The 18,171-nt window shown below is 61.4% G+C and carries 12 protein-coding genes; 4 read left to right on the top strand and 8 right to left on the bottom strand.

Annotated elements, in window-relative coordinates:
* Positions 1–64 precede the first annotated feature (64 nt).
* Complete coding sequence (locus EGJ27_RS13940) at positions 65–1,189, bottom strand: GNAT family N-acetyltransferase (protein ID WP_125831333.1); 1,125 nt, start codon at positions 1,187–1,189, stop codon at positions 65–67.
* Between the two features lie 270 nt (positions 1,190–1,459).
* On the opposite strand from EGJ27_RS13940, the gene EGJ27_RS13935 reads away from it, so the two are divergent.
* Positions 1,460–2,749: a putative porin gene (locus EGJ27_RS13935; protein ID WP_125831332.1), complete on the top strand. Its 1,290-nt coding sequence runs from the start codon at positions 1,460–1,462 to the stop codon at positions 2,747–2,749.
* A 149-nt stretch (positions 2,750–2,898) separates the two neighbouring features.
* On the opposite strand, the gene EGJ27_RS13930 is transcribed toward EGJ27_RS13935, so the two are convergent.
* From EGJ27_RS13930 to fadD2, 4 genes are all read right to left on the bottom strand, one after another.
* Positions 2,899–4,020, bottom strand: a complete 1,122-nt coding sequence (locus EGJ27_RS13930; RefSeq protein ID WP_125831331.1) for a beta-ketoacyl-ACP synthase III — start codon at positions 4,018–4,020, stop codon at positions 2,899–2,901.
* A 340-nt stretch (positions 4,021–4,360) separates the two neighbouring features.
* Positions 4,361–8,272 carry an ATP-dependent RNA helicase HrpA gene (gene hrpA / locus EGJ27_RS13925; RefSeq protein ID WP_125831330.1) on the bottom strand — a complete coding sequence of 1,304 codons (3,912 nt, stop codon included), beginning with the start codon at positions 8,270–8,272 and terminating at the stop codon, positions 4,361–4,363.
* A gap of 349 nt (positions 8,273–8,621) precedes the next feature.
* Positions 8,622–10,319 (bottom strand): long-chain-fatty-acid--CoA ligase FadD1, encoded by a 1,698-nt coding sequence (gene fadD1, locus EGJ27_RS13920; RefSeq protein WP_125831329.1) that lies wholly within the window; start codon positions 10,317–10,319, stop codon positions 8,622–8,624.
* Between the two features lie 348 nt (positions 10,320–10,667).
* A complete protein-coding gene (gene fadD2, locus EGJ27_RS13915) occupies positions 10,668–12,356 on the bottom strand; it encodes a long-chain-fatty-acid--CoA ligase FadD2 (RefSeq protein WP_125831328.1) in 1,689 nt (562 codons plus the stop codon).
* Between the two features lie 199 nt (positions 12,357–12,555).
* On the opposite strand from fadD2, the gene EGJ27_RS13910 reads away from it, so the two are divergent.
* Together EGJ27_RS13910 and EGJ27_RS13905 are read left to right on the top strand one after the other, a co-directional pair.
* Complete coding sequence (locus EGJ27_RS13910) at positions 12,556–13,500, top strand: alpha/beta hydrolase (protein WP_125831327.1); 945 nt, start codon at positions 12,556–12,558, stop codon at positions 13,498–13,500.
* Positions 13,501–13,536: 36 nt separating this feature from the next.
* Complete coding sequence (locus tag EGJ27_RS13905) at positions 13,537–14,007, top strand: MaoC family dehydratase (RefSeq protein WP_125831326.1); 471 nt, start codon at positions 13,537–13,539, stop codon at positions 14,005–14,007.
* Between the two features lie 223 nt (positions 14,008–14,230).
* On the opposite strand, the gene ccoM is transcribed toward EGJ27_RS13905, so the two are convergent.
* From ccoM to EGJ27_RS13895, 3 genes are all read right to left on the bottom strand, one after another.
* Positions 14,231–14,341: a cytochrome c oxidase subunit CcoM gene (ccoM, locus tag EGJ27_RS25075; protein ID WP_306085281.1), complete on the bottom strand. Its 111-nt coding sequence runs from the start codon at positions 14,339–14,341 to the stop codon at positions 14,231–14,233.
* 142 nt (positions 14,342–14,483) lie between these two features.
* Entirely contained in the window at positions 14,484–14,642 is a 159-nt protein-coding gene (locus EGJ27_RS13900) for a hypothetical protein (protein ID WP_125831325.1), read from the bottom strand.
* Positions 14,643–14,717: 75 nt separating this feature from the next.
* Positions 14,718–15,053, bottom strand: a complete 336-nt coding sequence (locus tag EGJ27_RS13895; protein ID WP_125831324.1) for an aspartate-semialdehyde dehydrogenase — start codon at positions 15,051–15,053, stop codon at positions 14,718–14,720.
* Positions 15,054–15,269: 216 nt separating this feature from the next.
* Here EGJ27_RS13895 and rapA point away from each other — a divergent pair, with 216 nt between their 5' ends.
* Positions 15,270–18,116, top strand: coding sequence for an RNA polymerase-associated protein RapA (gene rapA, locus EGJ27_RS13890; protein WP_125831323.1), 2,847 nt, complete (start codon positions 15,270–15,272; stop codon positions 18,114–18,116).
* The last annotated feature ends 55 nt before the right edge of the window (positions 18,117–18,171 follow it).

Genomic DNA, 18,171 nt, shown 5'->3' with positions numbered 1-18,171 from the left:
GGAACCAATACCCCTGGGAGCAGATTAGTATGTGGGAGCGGACCGCTCCCACGGCTCGGTTTCGTCACCCCTGCCGATACGGCAACGCCCCCCGCGCCTCTTCGGCATACGCCAACACGCCGACGCGTTCCTGCTCCAGAAAATCACTCACCGCATCTTTCAGACCCGGATGCGTCAGGTAATGCCATGACCGGGTGATCTGCGGTTCAAAGCCACGGATCAGCTTGTGCTCGCCCTGGGCGCCGGCGTCGAAGCGTTGCAGGCCGTTGGCAATGGCGTAATCCATGCCCTGATAGAAACAGGTCTCGAAATGCAGCCGGTCGAACTCGGCAAGGCAGCCCCAGTACCGCCCGTAGAAACTATCGCCGCCGATCAGGCTGAAGGCCATCGCCACCGGACGCGTGCCCTGACGAGCCAGCACCACGCGAATGGATTCGGGCATGCGCTCGGCCAGCAGGCTGAAGAATTCCCGCGTCAGGTACGGCGCCTGACCACGCACCTCGTAGGTGTTCGAATAGCAGGCATATACAAAGTCCCACAACACCTCGTTCATCTGCTGACCTTCCAGCCACTCGAACTCGAAGCCTTGGCCTGCCACTTGCTCGCGCTCCTTGCGCATCTGCTTGCGTTTGCGCGAACTCAAGACGTCGAGAAAGTCCTGAAAATCCCGGTAACCCCGGTTATGCCAATGAAACTGGCAACCGATGCGTGGCAACCAACCCGGCTGTTCGGCCAGCAGCGCATCGGCAGCCGGATCGGTGAAGTTCACATGAGCACTGGACAGCCCTTCGCTGTGCAGATACCCCGGCAACCCTTGCAGCAGTTGCACGCCGCCCTCGGCCGTCGCACACAGCACGCGCGAGCCGCTGACCGGGCTGAACGGCACCGCCACCAGCAGCTTGGGGTAGTAGGCGATGCCGGCACGACGGCAAGCATCGGCCCAGCCGTGATCGAACACGTACTCGCCATAAGAGTGCCATTTACGATACGCCGGCAAGGCCGCGACCAGTCGATCGTCTTCATAGCTGAGCACATGCTCGGCCCGCCAGCCGGACCGCGGCCCAAGGCTGCCGCTGTCTTCCAGCGCGCTGAGAAAAGCGTGGCGCAGAAAAGGCTGGGCATCGGTCACCAGGGCGTCCCACTGGGCGCCCGGAACGCTGCTCAAGCGGTCGACGATCTGCACGGACATATGTTTCCCCAAGTAGGCAAGCGGTGCGCCGAGTATTACTCATCGACGCACATTGTTCACGCCCCGGCGAATACAACCGCTCTAGATCAAGGGTTCCCGGGAAAACGCATTGTCATCGACATGACACTACTTTGCCACTTCCCTGTCATGACCGGCCGCAATACTGGCGCCTGTTTTGAACCAGGGGCCTTTGGTCCTTGATGGGGTGTCCCGATGAGGGACAAATCTGCCGGGTGGCGAAAACCACCTGCTTATGTAGTGGAGATTGATATGCGTCCTGTCTATACCCGTACTGCGGCTGCCGTTCTTGGTGGCCTGGCTCTGGCCATGAGTCTTCCGGCCAGCGCCGCAGTAGACGCAAAACTGCTTGAGATGCTGCGCGCCAACGGTTCCATCAACCAGGCCCAGTACGCTGAACTGCAAACCGAGCTGGCGAAAGATCAGCAGGCTGCCGCAGCCGCACAAACAGCCAAATCCCAGACCATGAGCGACTTCGAGAAGAAAATCGCCTGGGCCGCCAAGACCCAGATCAAAGGCGACATTCGCCTGCGTCAGGAAAACGTCAACGTCGAGGGCGAATCGGCCGACGGCGGTATCGACAAAAACCGTCAGCGCATCCGTGCGCGTATCGGTGCCTACACCGAGATCAACCCACAGGTAGACGCAGGCATCCGTATCGCCTCCGGCGGCGGTGCAGATTCCCGCTCCACCAACCAGGACCTGGACGGTCGCTTCGAGAAGAAGCAACTGTGGCTGGACCTGGGTTACATCGACTACCACCCGGACGCGGTCAAGAACCTGCACATCATCGGCGGCAAGATGAACCAGCCGTGGACCAGCATGGGCGACATGATCTGGGACAGCGATATCAACCCCGAAGGTCTGGCTCTGACCTACAAACTGCCGCTGGCAGGCAAGACCGAACTGTTCGGTAGCGCCGGCTACTACACCCTTGAGGATAACGTCGACGGTGACGGCGTTCAGTTCAAGAACGACCTGCGCATGTACGCAGGCCAGCTGGGCGCCAAGATCGCCGCAACCGACAACCTGAGCCTGACCGTCGGCGGTAGCGTGTATGGCTTCGACGGCGATTCGGACGGCCAACTGGTGGCGACCACAACCGGTGCCGTGGCTAACCGCGCGTCGGGTGGCAACACGCCTGGCGGCGAATTCCGTCTGTATGAAGGTTTCGGTCAACTGGACATCAGTGGCCTGCCGTTGCCGCTGTCTGTCTATGGCCAGTACGTGGTCAACGACGAAGCCATCGACGACCAGGACACTGCCTGGCTGGCCGGTTTCAAGACCAAGGTCTGGGAGTTGAAGTTCGACTACAACTATCGCGACGTGCAGCGTAACGCAGTGGTTGCAGGCTTCGCCGACTCCGACTTCGCCCTGGGCAAAACCGGTTCACGCGGCCACAAGTTCAAGGTCGGCTACGACATCGACAAGAACTTCTCGATTGGCGCGGCCTACCTGATGGCAACGTCGGACTACGTGACCAGCAGCCGCCGTGACGCAGATGCCGACATCCTGCAAGTGGATGCCGAAGTGAAATTCTAAGCCACACCGCCGCAAGGCACTCAAGCTCGGCGTTGGCCTGTCGGATCCCCATCATCCGTTCGACAGGCTGGCGCCGGGCTTTTTTGTGTCGTAAGGCTCTGTAGGAGCGCCGCCCGGGCCTCTCCCACAAAATCAGCTGCTACACGTCTTCAACGCTTGCGCAAAATCACGCTGCCAATCGAATACCCCGCCCCGAACGAACTCAGCACGCCCAACGCGCCGCTGGGCAAATCGTCCTGATAGCTGTGAAACGCGATCACCGATCCGGCCGAGCTGGTATTGGCATAGGTATCGAGAATCACCGGCGCTTCCTCGACCGTCGCCTCGCGACCCAGCAGCTTCTTGACGATCAGGTGGTTCATGCTCAGGTTAGCCTGATGCAGCCAGAATCGTTGCACGTCGCTGACGTTCAAGCCGGCTTCCTGCAGATGCGCGGCGATCAGTTCCGCCACCATCGGGCACACTTCCCGGAACACCTTGCGGCCTTCCTGCACGAAGAGTTTGTCCGGCGCGTCCTGGCCGTCGTCTGAGGTGCGATTGAGGAACCCGAAGTTGTTACGGATGTTGTTGGAGAACTGAGTCAGCAGCTTGGTGCCCAGCACATCGAACTGCTGCGCGGAGGTCGCCAGGTCGGCGCGTTCCACCACCACCGCCGTTGCGCCGTCGCCGAAGATGAAGTGGCTGTCGCGGTCGCGGAAGTTCAGGTGCGCGGTGCAGATCTCAGGGCTGATGACCAGAATCGCCCGCGCCTGCCCCAGCTGAACGCTGTTGCACGCCGCCTGAATGCCGAAGGTCGCCGACGAGCAGGCCACGTTCATGTCAAAGCCATACCCCTGCACACCGAGCGCCGCCTGGATCTCGATGGAAATCGCCGGGTACGCGCGTTGCAGGTTGGAGCAGGCAACGATCACACCGTCGATATCCGCCGCCGTCCTGCCGGCGCGCTCCAGCGCCTGATGCGCGGCCGCCACGCCCATCTCGCAGAGAATGGACCACTGGTCATTGGTGCGCTCGGGAAGATTGGGCTTCATGCGTTGCGGATCGAGGATACCGGCCTTGTCCATCACAAAGCGGCTCTTGATGCCCGATGCCTTTTCGATGAAAGCCGCGCTGGACTCGCTGAGCGCCTCGACTTCGCCGCGCTCGATGGCGGCGGCGTGTTCATCGTTGAAGCGAGCCACGTAGCTATTGAAAGACTGCACCAGCTCTTCGTTGGAAATGCTGTTGGCCGGGGTAAACAAGCCTGTGCCGCTGATGACGACGTTGTGCACGGTCGTTCCTCTCTTATTGATCGTTGCAGGTAAAGACCTGTCCTGACACGGTACATGGCGAGCAGATCAATCTGGAACCAAGGTACCAATACGCAGGTGAAAACGGCCCGTATGGGTGAAGCCAAGCCCTTGTGACATTTGTTTATGCAGACGCGAAGTGTGCCATATCGCCCTGTTTTAGCGCCATCGAGCCGCCCGATACGCTCGGCTGAATCGGCGCGGGTGCCGGCCGCCCCGACCGGACACGCTGACCGCACCTCGGCACCGGTTGCAAAACCACTGCGCAGACGTGTCCGATGCCTGCGTGTGACGCATGACGCCGTTCACTGCAGCCTAGGCGTCAACCTTCGACCAGCCCCCATTGTTTGCCCAGCCGCTTGTCGGACACCGGCATGCGAGTGCCCAACTGCTGGGCGAACAGCGACACGCGGTATTCCTCAAGCCACCAGCGATAGGTCGCCAGTTCCGGGTCACGCTTGCCTTCTTGCGCGTGCTTGTCGGCCCGCGCCTGATATTGCGCCCACAGCCCGCTCAACTCGATGCTCCAGACGCGATCCTTCTGCATCTGGCCCGGCAGTTTCTCCAGGCGCATTTCGATGGAGCGCAGATAGCGCGGCAACTCCTTGAGCCACTGCGCCGGTGTTTCGCGAACGAAGCCTGGGTACACCAGTTTGCCCAACTGCGCCTTGATGTCGTTCAACGCCACGGCTTGAGCCAGGTCGATCTTGCCCTTGAAGCGCTTTTGCAGGCCATGCCACAGCTTGAGGATTTCCAAGGTCAGCTTCGCCAGACGTTCGGCATGCTCGGCCCAGTCGCCGCGCTTGCGCTCGGCCAGAGACAGCAGACCGGCACCGTCGCGTGGCAGCGGGTCTTCGCCTTCCAGTACGCAACTGTCGAGACTGGCCAGCAGAATGTCTTCGACCAGCGCATCGATACGTCCCAGTTCGCGGTACAGCAACGCCAGCTCGGTTTGCCCCGGCAGCTTGTTGCGCAGGAACTTGGCCGGTTCAGCCAGCTGCTGCAGCAACAGGCGCTGCAAGGCGCGGCGATGCTGGTATTCGGCTTCGGCCTGGGTCGAGAAGCGCCCTTCCTTGACCACACCGCCCTCTTCCACCAATGCCGGGTAAACGGTCATGGAAAGCCCGGCGATGTTCTGTTGGGTCTTTTGCGCTACCGGGGAAAACTCCCTGGCTTGCACCGGCTGCTGGCTTTTCGCGGTCTGCGGCACGGCCAATGCCGCCTGGCTGGCTTCGGCAAAACGGGCAGTCAGCTCGTCCAGCTCTCGGCCTTCACCGAGGAACTTGCCGCTGCCATCGACAATTTCCAGGTTCATTTTCAGATGGCTTTCGACCTGCCGTGCCGCTTCGGTCCAGGCTTCATCCGAAACCCGAACGCCGGTCATGCGCAGCAGTTCGCGTCCCAAGGCATGCGGCAGGGAGCCATCGCCAAAAGTCATGCGCTGCAATGCTGCCCGGACGAAATCCGGCACCGGCACGAAATTCTTGCGGATCGCCTTGGGCAGATTACGCACCAGCGCAATGCATTTGGCTTCGATCAGCCCCGGCACCAGCCACTCCAGGCGCTCGGCCGGCAGCGACAACAGCAACGGCGCAGGCACCCGCAAGGTCACGCCGTCGCGGGGGTGATTGGGCTCGAAGTGATAGGTCAACGCCAGGCTCAGATCACCCAGGCGCAGCGTGTCGGGGTACTGCGCGGCCGTGACTTCGCTGGCTTCCCGCGCCAGCACGTCCTCTTCGCGCATGATCAGCAGTTGCGGGTTCTTCTGGCTTTCGGTCTTGTACCAGCTGTCGAAGGTCGCGGTCTGGTGAATATGCTCGGGAATGCGTGCTTCATAGAAGCTGTACAGCGTGTCTTCGTCGGCCAGGATGTCACGCCGACGGGCCTTGGCTTCCAGTTCGTCCAGTTGCTCCAGCAGCCGAGTATTGGCGCTCAGGCACTTGGCCCGCGAGAGGATATCGCCTCGCACCAGCCCTTCGCGGATGAACAGTTCGCGGGACACCACCGGGTCGATCGGGCCGAAATGCACCGGCCGACGGCCGACCACGATCAGCCCGAACAAGGTGATCTGCTCGAACGCCACGACCTGACCGCGCTTCTTTTCCCAATGGGGTTCGAAGTGGTTTTTCTTGATCAGGTGCCCGGCCAGCGGCTCGATCCAGTCGGCATCGATCTTGGCGACCATGCGCGCATACAGTTTGGTGGTTTCCACCAGCTCGGCGGTCATCAGCCATTGCGGGCGTTTCTTGCCCAGCCCGGACGATGGATGAATCCAGAAACGTCGCTGCCGCGCGCCCAGGTAATCGCCCTCGTCGGTTTTCTGGCCGATCTGGCTCAGCAGGCCGGACAGAATGGCCTTGTGGAATTTGGGGTAGTCCGCCGGTTCCTTGTTCACCGTCAATTGCAGGTCGCGGCAGATCAGCGCCAGCTGACGGTGGGAATCGCGCCATTCGCGCAGCCGCAGGTAATTGAGGAAGTTGCGGCGACACCAGTTGCGCAGCGGGCTGGCGGTCAGCGCCTGGCGCTGCTCCTCGAAGCCGCGCCACAGATTGACCAGCCCGGCGAAATCCGAGTCGGCATCCTTCCATTGCGCGTGGGCCTGATCGGCGGCCTGCTGACGTTCCGGCGGCCGTTCGCGCACGTCCTGCACGGACATGGCGCTGGCGACAATCAGCACTTCCTGAAGACTGCCCTGCTTCGCGGCTTCCAACAGCATACGGCCCATGCGCGGGTCCACCGGCAGGCGCGCCAGCTGGCGACCCAGCGGCGTGAGCTGGTTCTCACGATTGACCGCCGAAAGCTCCTGCAACAGGTTGAAGCCGTCGCTGATGGCCTTGCCGTCCGGCGGCTCGATGAACGGGAAGTCGGTGATTTCACCCAGGCGCAGATGCAGCATCTGCAGGATCACCGCCGCCAGGTTGGTGCGCAGGATCTCGGGATCAGTGAATTCCGGGCGTGCGAGGAAATCCTCTTCGCTGTACAAGCGCACGCACAAGCCCGGCTCGACCCGGCCGCAACGGCCTTTTCGCTGATTGGCGCTGGCTTGGGAAATGGCTTCGATGGGCAGGCGCTGAACCTTGGCACGGTAGCTGTAGCGGCTGATGCGCGCGGTGCCGGTATCGATGACGTAGCGGATGCCCGGCACGGTCAGCGAGGTTTCGGCGACGTTGGTCGCCAGCACCACGCGGCGGCCCGGGTGCGACTGGAAAATCCGCTGTTGCTCGGCCGGCGACAGCCTGGCGTACAGCGGCAGAATTTCCGTGTGCTTGAGTTGTGCCTTGCGCAGCATTTCCGCGGCATCACGGATTTCCCGCTCGCCGGGCAGGAACACCAGCACATCGCCCGGCGACTTGCGCTCGCTGCGCTCCATGGCCGCCAGCTCGTCCAACGTGGCGAGGATCGCCTGATCCACGGTCAGGTCGTCTTCGACACTGTTGCCGTCCTCGTCCTGCTCACTGGTCAGCGGTCGATACCAGGTTTCCACCGGAAAGGTACGGCCTGAGACTTCGATGATCGGCGCGTCGTTGAAATGCTCGGAGAAACGCTGCAGGTCGATGGTTGCCGAAGTGATGATGACTTTCAGATCCGGACGACGCGGCAACAGGGTCTTGAGGTAGCCGAGCAGGAAGTCGATGTTCAGGCTGCGTTCGTGAGCTTCGTCGACGATGATCGTGTCGTAGCGTTCCAGAAAACGGTCGTGCTGGGTTTCGGCCAGCAGAATGCCGTCGGTCATCAGCTTGATCAGGGTGTTGCTGTCGCTCTGGTCTTCGAAACGCACCTGATAGCCGACCAGCGCACCCAGCGGCGTGGCGAGTTCTTCGGCGACCCGGCTGGCGACGCTGCGTGCCGCGATTCGGCGTGGCTGGGTATGACCGATCAGGCCGTGCTGGCCGCGGCCGATTTCCAGGCAGATCTTGGGCAGCTGCGTGGTTTTGCCCGAACCGGTCTCACCGGCGATCACCAGCACCTGATGCTTGAGCAGCGCGTCCTTGATCTCGTCGCGCTTGGCGGCGATGGGCAGGTTGTCGTCGTAGCGCACTGTCGGCACGCTGTCGCGCCGGGCCACGACCTGCGCGCACGACGCCTGCACCCGCGCCACCCACTGCGCCAGCTTTGCCTCGTCGGGCTTCTTGCGCAGCTCGTGCAACTGACGACGCAGCCGATGCCGGTCGCTGATCATCGCGTGGTCGAGGTTCTTCAGGAGTTGTTCGATGGAAGGCGAGTCGTCGGTCATCAGGGCGCGTAAAGTCTTTATGAATGGCAAGCGCGGATTGTCGCAGATTGCGGGTACGACGACGACCCGTCAGGTTGGTTCCGCCCCCACCGATTCAGCTACAGATTTGGAGCGCGCGTCCGGTCTGTGGGAGGGAGCCAACTGTTTTAACTTCCCACCCGAGTAACGGTTGCCGGACTTTGTGGGAGGGAGCGGGCGGCGATCCGTCTTGCTCGCGACTGCGACATACCTGCTCGTGCATCAGTGAATGACACACTGCAGTCGCCAGCAAGACGGATCGCCGCCCGCTCCCTCCCACAAGTCCATCGCAAGACAGTTGCTACAGGAACAGCGCAGCCCGCGACAATCCTCAGGCCGGTTGCGTTTGCTTGAGCTTTTTCAGCTCTTCATCACGCAACTCGCGACGCAGGATCTTGCCGACGTTGGTGGTCGGCAATACGTCGCGGAACTCAACGCTGCGCGGCACCTTGTAGCCGGTCAGGTTGGCGCGCATGTGTTCCATCACCTGTTCCTTGGTCAGGGTGACGCCGGGCTTGGGCACTACGAAAATCTTGATCGCCTCGCCCGACTTTTCGTCCGGCACCCCGATGGCCGCGCATTGCAGCACGCCCGGCAGGGTTGCCAGCACGTCTTCCAGCTCGTTGGGGTACACGTTGAAGCCGGAAATCAGGATCATGTCCTTCTTGCGGTCGACAATGCGCATGTAGCCATCGGGCTGGATCACCGCGATGTCGCCGGTCTTGAGCCAGCCGTCGGCGTCCAGAATCTCGTCGGTGGCGTCCTGGCGTTCCCAGTAGCCTTTCATGACCTGCGGGCCCTTGATGCACAGCTCGCCCACTTCGCCGAACGCCAGCTCCTGGCCAGCATCATTGATGACCTTGCACAGGGTCGAAGGCACGGGAATGCCGATGGTGCCCATCTGCACTTTCTGGGTCGGGTTGACCGTCGCCACCGGGCTGGTTTCGGTCATGCCGTAGCCTTCGCAGATCGCGCAGCCGGTCACCTGCTTCCAACGCTCGGCGGCCGCCTGTTGCAGCGCCATGCCGCCGGACAGGGTTACCTTGAGGGCCGAGAAGTCCAGGTTGCGGAATGCCTCGTTGTTGCACAGGGCCACGAACAGCGTGTTGAGGCCGACGAAACCGCTGAACTTCCACTTCGACAGTTCCTTGACCATCGCCGGCAGGTCGCGCGGGTTGCTGATCAGGATGTTGTGGTTGCCGATCAGCATCATCGCCATGCAATGAAAGGTGAAGGCATAGATGTGGTACAGCGGCAGCGGCGTGATCAGGATCTCGCAGCCTTCGTTGAGGTTGGAGCCCATCAGTGCCTTGCATTGCAGCATATTGGCGATGAGGTTGCGGTGGGTCAGCATGGCGCCCTTGGCCACGCCCGTGGTGCCGCCGGTGTATTGCAGCACCGCGACATCCCCGGCGGCCGGCGAAACCTCGGCAACCGGCCGGCCACGGCCTTTGGCGATGACATCGTTGAAACGCAAAGCCTGCGGCAGGTGATAGGCCGGAACCATCTTCTTGACGTACTTGATGACGCTGTTGATCAACAGGCGCTTGAGCGGCGGCAGCAGGTCGGCCACCTCAGTGACGATGACATGCTTGACCTGGGTCTTGGGCACCACCTTTTCAGCCAGGTGCGCCATGTTCGCCAGGCAGACCAGCGCCTTGGCGCCCGAATCATTGAATTGGTGTTCCATTTCCCGCGCGGTGTACAGCGGGTTGGTGTTGACCACGATCAGGCCGGCACGGATGGCACCGAACACGGCCACCGGGTACTGCAGGACATTGGGCAGCTGCACGGCGATCCGGTCGCCGGGCTGCAGGTCGGTGTGCTGCTGGATCCAGGCGGCGAACGCGCCGGACAGTTCGTGCAGCTGGCCGTAGGTCAGGGTCTTGCCCAGGTTGCTGAACGCGGGCTTGTTGGCGAATCGCTGGCAGGACTGCTTCAAGACCGCCTGGACGTTGGGATACTCGTCGGGGTCGATATCGGCCGAGATACCGGATGGGTACTTATCCTTCCAGAAGTTTTCGATCATGCAAGCCGGCTCCGTAGCGACAGCGAATTCTTCACACCGCTGTAGGCGATGAATTTCTTGTGTTTTTGGATTGTGCAGCAGAAGCGCCTGTACTTGACGACAGGTCGAAAAGCGCGCCGAGAGTAGCAGCTTTGCCTAAGGCCGACTAGAGGCAAACCAGCTCTCACCAGTCACAAATGTGACTCTGAAATGCATTCGGGTCACGCCCAAGGCAATGGCCCTGCTGGTGTCCAATACACCTGAAAGCCCCGGGGCAGACAGCCCGATACAGGCGAACGACGCTCGTCACCGGCCGAAAATGACCGGCCGGTCCTGTGAGCGTAGTCAAGAATCAGACATTTCCTACACTCAGGCGTTATCCCGAAGTTCACGCCGAAGAATCTTGCCGACCGGCGTCATCGGCAGCGACTCGCGCAGCACTATGTGCCTGGGTACTTTGTAGCCGGTGAAATTCTCTTTGCAGAACGCCTTGAGGTCCTCGACGTTCAGGCTGGCATCCCGAGCCACCACGAACAGCTTGACCGCTTCGCCGGAGCGCTCGTCCGGCACGCCGATGCAGGCGCAGTTGGCGACCTTGGGATGGCCCATCACCACGTCTTCGATTTCATTGGGGTAGACGTTGAAACCCGAGACGATGATCAGGTCCTTCTTGCGGTCGACGATGCGTACGAAGCCGTCCGGATCGATCACGGCGATGTCGCCGGTCTTGAACCAGCCTTCGGCGTCCAGCGACTCGGCGGTGGCCTCGGCACGATTCCAGTAGCCCTTCATGACTTGCGGGCCTTTCACGCACAATTCGCCCCGCTCGCCCAAGGGCATTTCCACGCCGTCATCATTGATGACCTTCATGAGCGTGCCCGGCACCGGAATGCCTACCGTGCCCAGCCGTGCGGCTTCGCCATACGGGTTGGCGCTGGCGACCGGAGACGTCTCGGTCAGGCCATAGCCCTCGACGATCCGGCAGCCGGTGATCTGCTCCCAGCGCTCGGCGGTGGCCTTGACCAGCGCGGTGCCGCCGGAGTTGGTCGACTTGAGGCGGGAAAAATCCAGGGTCTTGAACTGCGGATGGTTCATCAGCGCCACGAACAGGGTATTGAGGCCGATCATCGCGGTGAAGCGCCACTTGTGCAGCTCCTTGATGAAACCGCTGATATCACGCGGGTTGGTGATCAGCACGTTATGGTTGCCGCTGATCATCATGCACATGCAGTTCGCCGTGAATGCATAGATGTGATAGAGCGGCAGCGGCGCGATCATCACTTCCTTGCCCTCCTCGAACCAGGTTCCGCCGTCGGGCCGCTGCTGCAACATGCAGGCATAGACCTGCTGCATGTTGGCGACCAGATTGCCGTGGGTCAGCATCGCGCCTTTGGCAAGCCCGGTGGTGCCGCCGGTGTATTGCAGCACCGCGATATCTTCCAGGCTCTGCGGCACCGGCTGGTGACTGCGCTGGGCGCCCAGTTTCAGGACGCTCTTGAAACTCACCGCCTGCGGCAGTTGATAGTCCGGCACCATCTTCTTGACCTTGGCCACGATGGTGTTGATCAACCAGCCCTTGAAGGTCGGCTGCATGTCACCCATGCGCACTTCGATCAGGTATTGCAGGTCGGTGTCGGGCAGCACTTCCTGTACGTGCTTGCCGAACATATTGAGGTAGACCAGCGCCCGGGCGCCGGAATCCTTGAACTGGTGACGCATTTCCCGGGCGGTATAGAGTGGGTTGGTGTTCACCACGATCAGCCCGGCGCGCATGGCGCCGAATACGGCGATCGGGTATTGCAGCAGGTTGGGCATCTGCACCGCGATACGGTCGCCGGGCGCCAGATCGGTGTTCTGCTGCAGATAGGCTGCGAAGGCCGCGGAATGCCGCTCCAGTTCGGCATAGCTGAGCGTGACGCCCATGTTGCTGAACGCGGGGCGGTCCGCAAACTTCTTGCAGCAACGTTCGAAGACTTCCACGACGGACGAGTAAGCCTTCAGATCCACATCGCACGAAACGCCGGCCGGGCGTTTGTCATTCCAGAAATCGGCTTGCATTGTTGTTGTCCTCTTCCCTGATGTGCTGACCATTTGGGTCGGAATGTGCGGACGTTAGCAGTTAAAACCGGGAAGGCAAACAGCCTGCACCACGTCATCATTGTCATGAATCTCGCAACCGGACACGTGCCATTTCTCATCGGCTATACACTGTGCAGTACAGCGGCCCGGTGCCTCGGGCCAGACATGGGAATGCAGCATGAAGCATGAAGTCTTCTGGCTCGACACAACTGATAACAATCTCTTGTTCGTCAATGCATGGTTGCCGTCGGCTTCACCCAGCGCAGTGATCATGCTGTCCCATGGCATGGCTGAACACGGCGGCCGGTATGCGCGCCTGGGGACGGCATTGAGCGCTGCCGGGTACGCGCTGTATGTCCACGATCAACGCGGCCACGGCCAGACTGCCAGGCACGGGATGCCAGGGCATTTTGCCGACGAAGATGGCTGGAGCCGGGTCGTCGACGATGTGGCGAATCTGGCGCTGGACATTGGCCAGAAACACCCGGATGTGCCGCTGTTTCTGCTGGGTCACAGCATGGGCAGCTACATTGCCCAGGCGTACTTGATGCACCACGGTGCCAGCCTGCAGGGCGCGATTCTCAGTGGCTCCAATTACAATCCGGTCGGCGTGTACCGTGGCGCCCGGCTGATCGCCCGGTTAGAGCGCCTTCGCCAGGGCAAGACAGGCCGCAGTGCTCTGATCGAATGGCTGTCGTTCGGCTCGTTCAACAAGGCGTTCAAGCCGACCCGCACCCGGTTCGACTGGCTCAGCCGCGATCCGGAAGAAGTCGACCGGTACGTTCACGACCCGCTGTGCGGCTTTCGCTGTACCAACCAGCTGTGGCTGGACCTGCTGCATGGGCTGCAGAAAATCAGCAAGCGTTCCAACCTGGCGCAGATCGATCCAAGCCTGCCGCTGCTGATTATTGGCGGCGAATGTGATCCGGTAAGCGATGGCAAGCGTCTGAAGGTTCTTGCCCATGTATTGGCAGAAGCGGGCCACCGGGTGTTACAACTCAAGGTTTACCCCAAGGCGCGGCACGAAGTGTTCAATGAACTCAACCGCGATGAAGTCACCCGTGACCTGATCGACTGGCTGCAACACGCCCTCGAACAACCACGCCCGCCCCGGGCTGAATGACCCGGGGCCATGACCTTTTTATCTCAGGACAGCGACATGACCCAAATTACCAACACGCCTTACGAAGCCCTTGAAGTCGGCCAGACCGCCAGCTACAGCAAGACGGTTCAGGAGCGCGATATCCAGCTGTTCGCCGCCATGTCCGGCGACCACAACCCGGTCCACCTCGACGCGGACTACGCCTCCAAAACGATGTTCAAGGAGCGTATCGCGCACGGTATGTTCAGCGGTGCGTTGATCAGTGCCGCAGTAGCCTGCGAGCTGCCTGGGCCGGGCACCATTTACCTGGGCCAGCAGATGAGCTTTCAGAAGCCGGTCAAACTGGGCGATACCCTGACGGTGCGCCTGGAAATCCTGGAAAAGATGCCCAAGTTCCGCGTGCGCATCGCCACTCGCGTGTTCAATCAGAACGAAGAGCTGGTCGTCGACGGCGAAGCGGAAATCCTCGCGCCACGCAAGCAACAGACGGTCGAGCTGACCGAGCTGCCGGAAATCACGTTCGGTTGATGTTGCGCGTAACTGGATACTTTCTGTAGGAGCCAGCTTGCTGGCGAAGAGCATGTCCCTGCCGACACGTTTGCTGCGCCTGCCTCGGCCTCTTCGCGAGCAAGCTCGCTCCTACAGGATTCGGCGCCACCCAGACACCCAGAACTAAAATCCAGACAAAAAAAATGGGCAACCGAAGTTGCCCTAAATGCCTTGCGTGCTCTTGCTGTAGAAGGCCTGTGCCTTACTTGCGCTTGTGCGAGTCCTTCCAGATAAACAGTCCGAAGCCTGCGAAGAAGACGACCATCAGGCCAACGGTCACGACACCTGCCACCACCACATTGTCCAGAAACATTGCGTCGTCTCCGCTCATTGGCTGTTCGATGGAGCAAGACTACCCAGAAACGGGCGCGGGGACATTGACCTGGATCAGCCATTCGCGGACGCGGCTGAACAGCGTGTGAACCACTGACGCAGGTCAAGAAATCAGGAGGGATTCAGCGTTTCTTGGGTTTGTTCTTTGGCTTTTTCTTGCGTGCCAGCGGCATGGCCTGCTCGAAGGCATTGCGCACTTCGTTGAGGCGTTTGTCGTTCAGGTCGTGAACACGCTTGGCACGCTCGGCGCCCAGATCGATCAGTTTTCCATCTTCACTCATGGCTTGCAGCTCTCGACACTCGGGATCAGGGCCAATAATGCGCAAACCGATCGACAATGACCAGCCATCCGGCGGTCAGACCTGTATATCGACCCACATGCCCTGACGCGGCTCATCGTCGATCAACGCGGCGACCGGTACGGTCTGATCGGCATTCAGGTACTCGCCCTGCACGGTCGCGACTTCAGGCTCATCGGCCTGTTGGCGGGACGGGTGCTGTTGCTGCTGGCGCTGTTGTTCTTCGCGCAGCCGCAGGGCGCTGTGTTCCGCGTCTTCGTAACGCAGGTCGATGGTGGTTTCGTTGGTACCGGGCTGCACCGGCGCAACCGGTGGAATGTCTGGCACGCGCTTGGCCGGGTCCGCCTGGGACGTGACCGGTACCAAACTCAAGGGGAGCATTGGTTGCAGCATGATTGTGTTCTCCTTATATCGGGCTTTCGGCCGCCTATTCGTCGACTTGAACCCTTTTATGCGAAACTTTTCGACTATGTTTGTGGCATTTGGTGCCCTGGAGAGTGGGAAATACCTTACCGAGGGCGAGTAACCGGTGATTTTCGATTCCGCCTTTGGTCTTCGGACCGCGTTCCGTTAACATAGTCGGCTTTTTCAAAGCGGGAGACAGGCAGCATGGCGCAGCAGTATCAACCGGGGCAACGCTGGATCAGCGACAGCGAAGCCGAGTTAGGTTTGGGCACCGTTCTGGCACAGGATGGCCGCTTACTGACCGTACTCTATCCGGCCACTGGCGAAACGCGCCAATACGCCCTGCGTAATGCTCCACTGACGCGCGTGCGGTTTTCGCCGGGCGACGTGATCACGCATTTCGAAAACTGGAAACTGACCGTTCGCGAAGTCGACGATGTTGACGGGCTGCTGGTCTACCACGGTTTCAACGCGCAGAACGAACTGGTTACCCTGCCGGAAACCCAGCTGTCGAACTTCATCCAGTTCCGCCTGGCCACCGACCGCCTGTTCGCCGGCCAGATCGACCCGCTGGCGTGGTTCTCGCTGCGCTACAACACCCTGGAACACACCAGCCGCCAGCTGCAGTCTTCCCTTTGGGGACTGGGCGGCGTGCGTGCACAACCTATCGCACACCAGCTGCACATTGCCCGCGAGGTCGCCGACCGTATCGCGCCTCGGGTTCTGCTCGCCGACGAAGTGGGCCTGGGCAAGACCATCGAGGCCGGTCTGGTGATCCATCGCCAGTTGCTGTCGGGCCGTGCCAGCCGCGTCTTGATCCTGGTTCCGGAAAACCTCCAGCACCAGTGGCTGGTGGAAATGCGCCGCCGCTTCAATCTGCAGGTCGCGCTGTTCGACGCCGAGCGCTTCATGGAAAGCGATGCCGGCAACCCGTTCGAGGACACCCAGCTGGCGCTGGTTGCGCTGGAATGGCTGGTCGGGGACGAAAAGGCTCAGGACGCGCTGTTCGCAGCGGGCTGGGATCTGATGGTGGTCGACGAAGCGCACCACCTGGTCTGGCATGAAGAAAAAGCCAGCCCCGAGTACGCCCTGGTCGAACAACTGGCCGAAGTCATTGCCGGCGTGCTGCTGCTCACCGCAACCCCGGAACAGCTGGGCCAGGACAGCCACTTCGCACGTCTGCGCCTGCTGGACCCCAACCGCTTCCACGACCTGCAGGCCTTCCGTGCCGAAAGCGAGAACTATCGCCCGGTCGCCGAAGCCGTTCAGGAGTTGCTGGACAAGGGCGTGCTGTCGCCTGCAGCCAACAAGACCATCCATGGTTTCCTCGGCGCCGAAGGCGAAGCGCTGGTCGCTGCCGTCAATGCCGGCGACGAAGAGGCCAAGGCGCGCCTGATCCGCGAATTGCTCGACCGCCACGGCACCGGCCGCGTGCTGTTCCGTAACACCCGTGCCGCCGTGCAAGGTTTCCCACAGCGCCAACTGCATCAGTACGGCCTGCCCAACCCGGATCAGTATCTGGAATTGCCGCTGGGCGAGCACGCCGATCTGTACCCGGAAGTCAGCTTCCAGGCACAGGCCGAAGTCGATGAAGAAGAGCGCTGGTGGCGCTTCGACCCTCGGGTCGACTGGCTGATCGACACACTGAAGATGCTCAAGCGCGTCAAAGTGCTGGTCATCTGCGCCCACGCTGAAACCGCGATGGACCTGGAAGACGCCTTGCGCGTGCGCTCCGGAATTCCGGCCACCGTGTTTCATGAAGGCATGAACATCCTTGAGCGTGACCGCGCCGCGGCCTACTTCGCCGACGAAGAGTTCGGCGCCCAGGTGCTGATCTGTTCGGAAATCGGCAGTGAAGGCCGCAACTTCCAGTTCGCGCACCATCTGGTGCTGTTCGATCTGCCGTCGCACCCCGATCTGCTGGAGCAGCGTATCGGTCGTCTGGACCGGATCGGCCAGAAGCACACCATCGAGCTGCACGTGCCATACCTGGAAACTAGCCCGCAAGCCCGCCTGTTCCAGTGGTACCACGAAGCGCTCAATGCCTTCCTCAACACCTGCCCGACCGGCAACGCCTTGCAGCACCAGTTCGGCCCGCGTCTGCTGCCGCTGCTGGAAAGCGGTGACGATGACGAGTGGCAGCAGTTGATCGACGAAGCCCGCACCGAGCGCGAGCGCCTGGAAAGCGAACTGCACACCGGTCGCGACCGTCTGCTGGAACTCAACTCCGGCGGCGCGGGCGAAGGTGAAGCCTTGGTGGAAGCCATTCTTGAGCAGGACGACCAGTTCTCGTTGCCGATCTACATGGAAACCCTGTTCGACGCGTTCGGCATCGACAGCGAAGACCATTCGGAAAACGCGCTGATCCTCAAGCCGAGCGAGAAAATGCTCGACGCCAGCTTCCCGCTGGGCGACGACGAAGGCGTGACCATCACCTATGATCGCAACCAGGCGCTGTCTCGCGAAGACATGCAGTTCATCACCTGGGAACACCCGATGGTGCAAGGCGGCATGGACCTGGTGTTGTCCGGCTCGATGGGCAACACCTCCGTGGCGTTGATCAAGAACAAGGCGCTCAAGCCCGGCACCGTATTGCTGGAGCTGATCTACGTCAGCGAAGTGGTCGCGCCGCGCTCCCTGCAACTGGGTCGCTACCTGCCGCCTGCCGCATTGCGCTGCCTGCTGGACGCCAACGGCAACGACCTGTCAGGCCGGGTCTCGTTCAACACCTTGAACGACCAGCTCGAAAGCGTGCCGCGGGCCAGCGCCAACAAGTTCATCCAGGCCCAGCGCGATGTGCTGACGCCGAAGATCAACGCCGGCGAAGCCAAGATCGCGCCCAAGCATGCCGAGCGTGTTGCCGAAGCGCAGCGTCGCCTGGCGGCGGATACCGAGGAAGAACTGGCACGCCTGACCGCCTTGCAAGCGGTCAACCCGACCGTGCGCGATAGCGAGCTGGTGGCGCTGCGCAACCAGCGCGAGCAAGGCCTGGCGATGCTGGAAAAAGCCGCGCTGCGTCTCGAAGCGATTCGGGTGCTGGTGGCCGGGTAACCGCCCAGTCACTAAGAGCGAGCTTGCTCGCGAAGGCATCATCACAGCCGTCGCA

Origin of the sequence: Pseudomonas sp. v388 (assembly GCF_003935425.1) — a bacterium.
Classification (GTDB): domain Bacteria; phylum Pseudomonadota; class Gammaproteobacteria; order Pseudomonadales; family Pseudomonadaceae; genus Aquipseudomonas.
The sequence above is the reverse complement of the archived record's forward strand: the minus strand, read 5'-3'. Positions and strand labels throughout refer to the sequence as shown.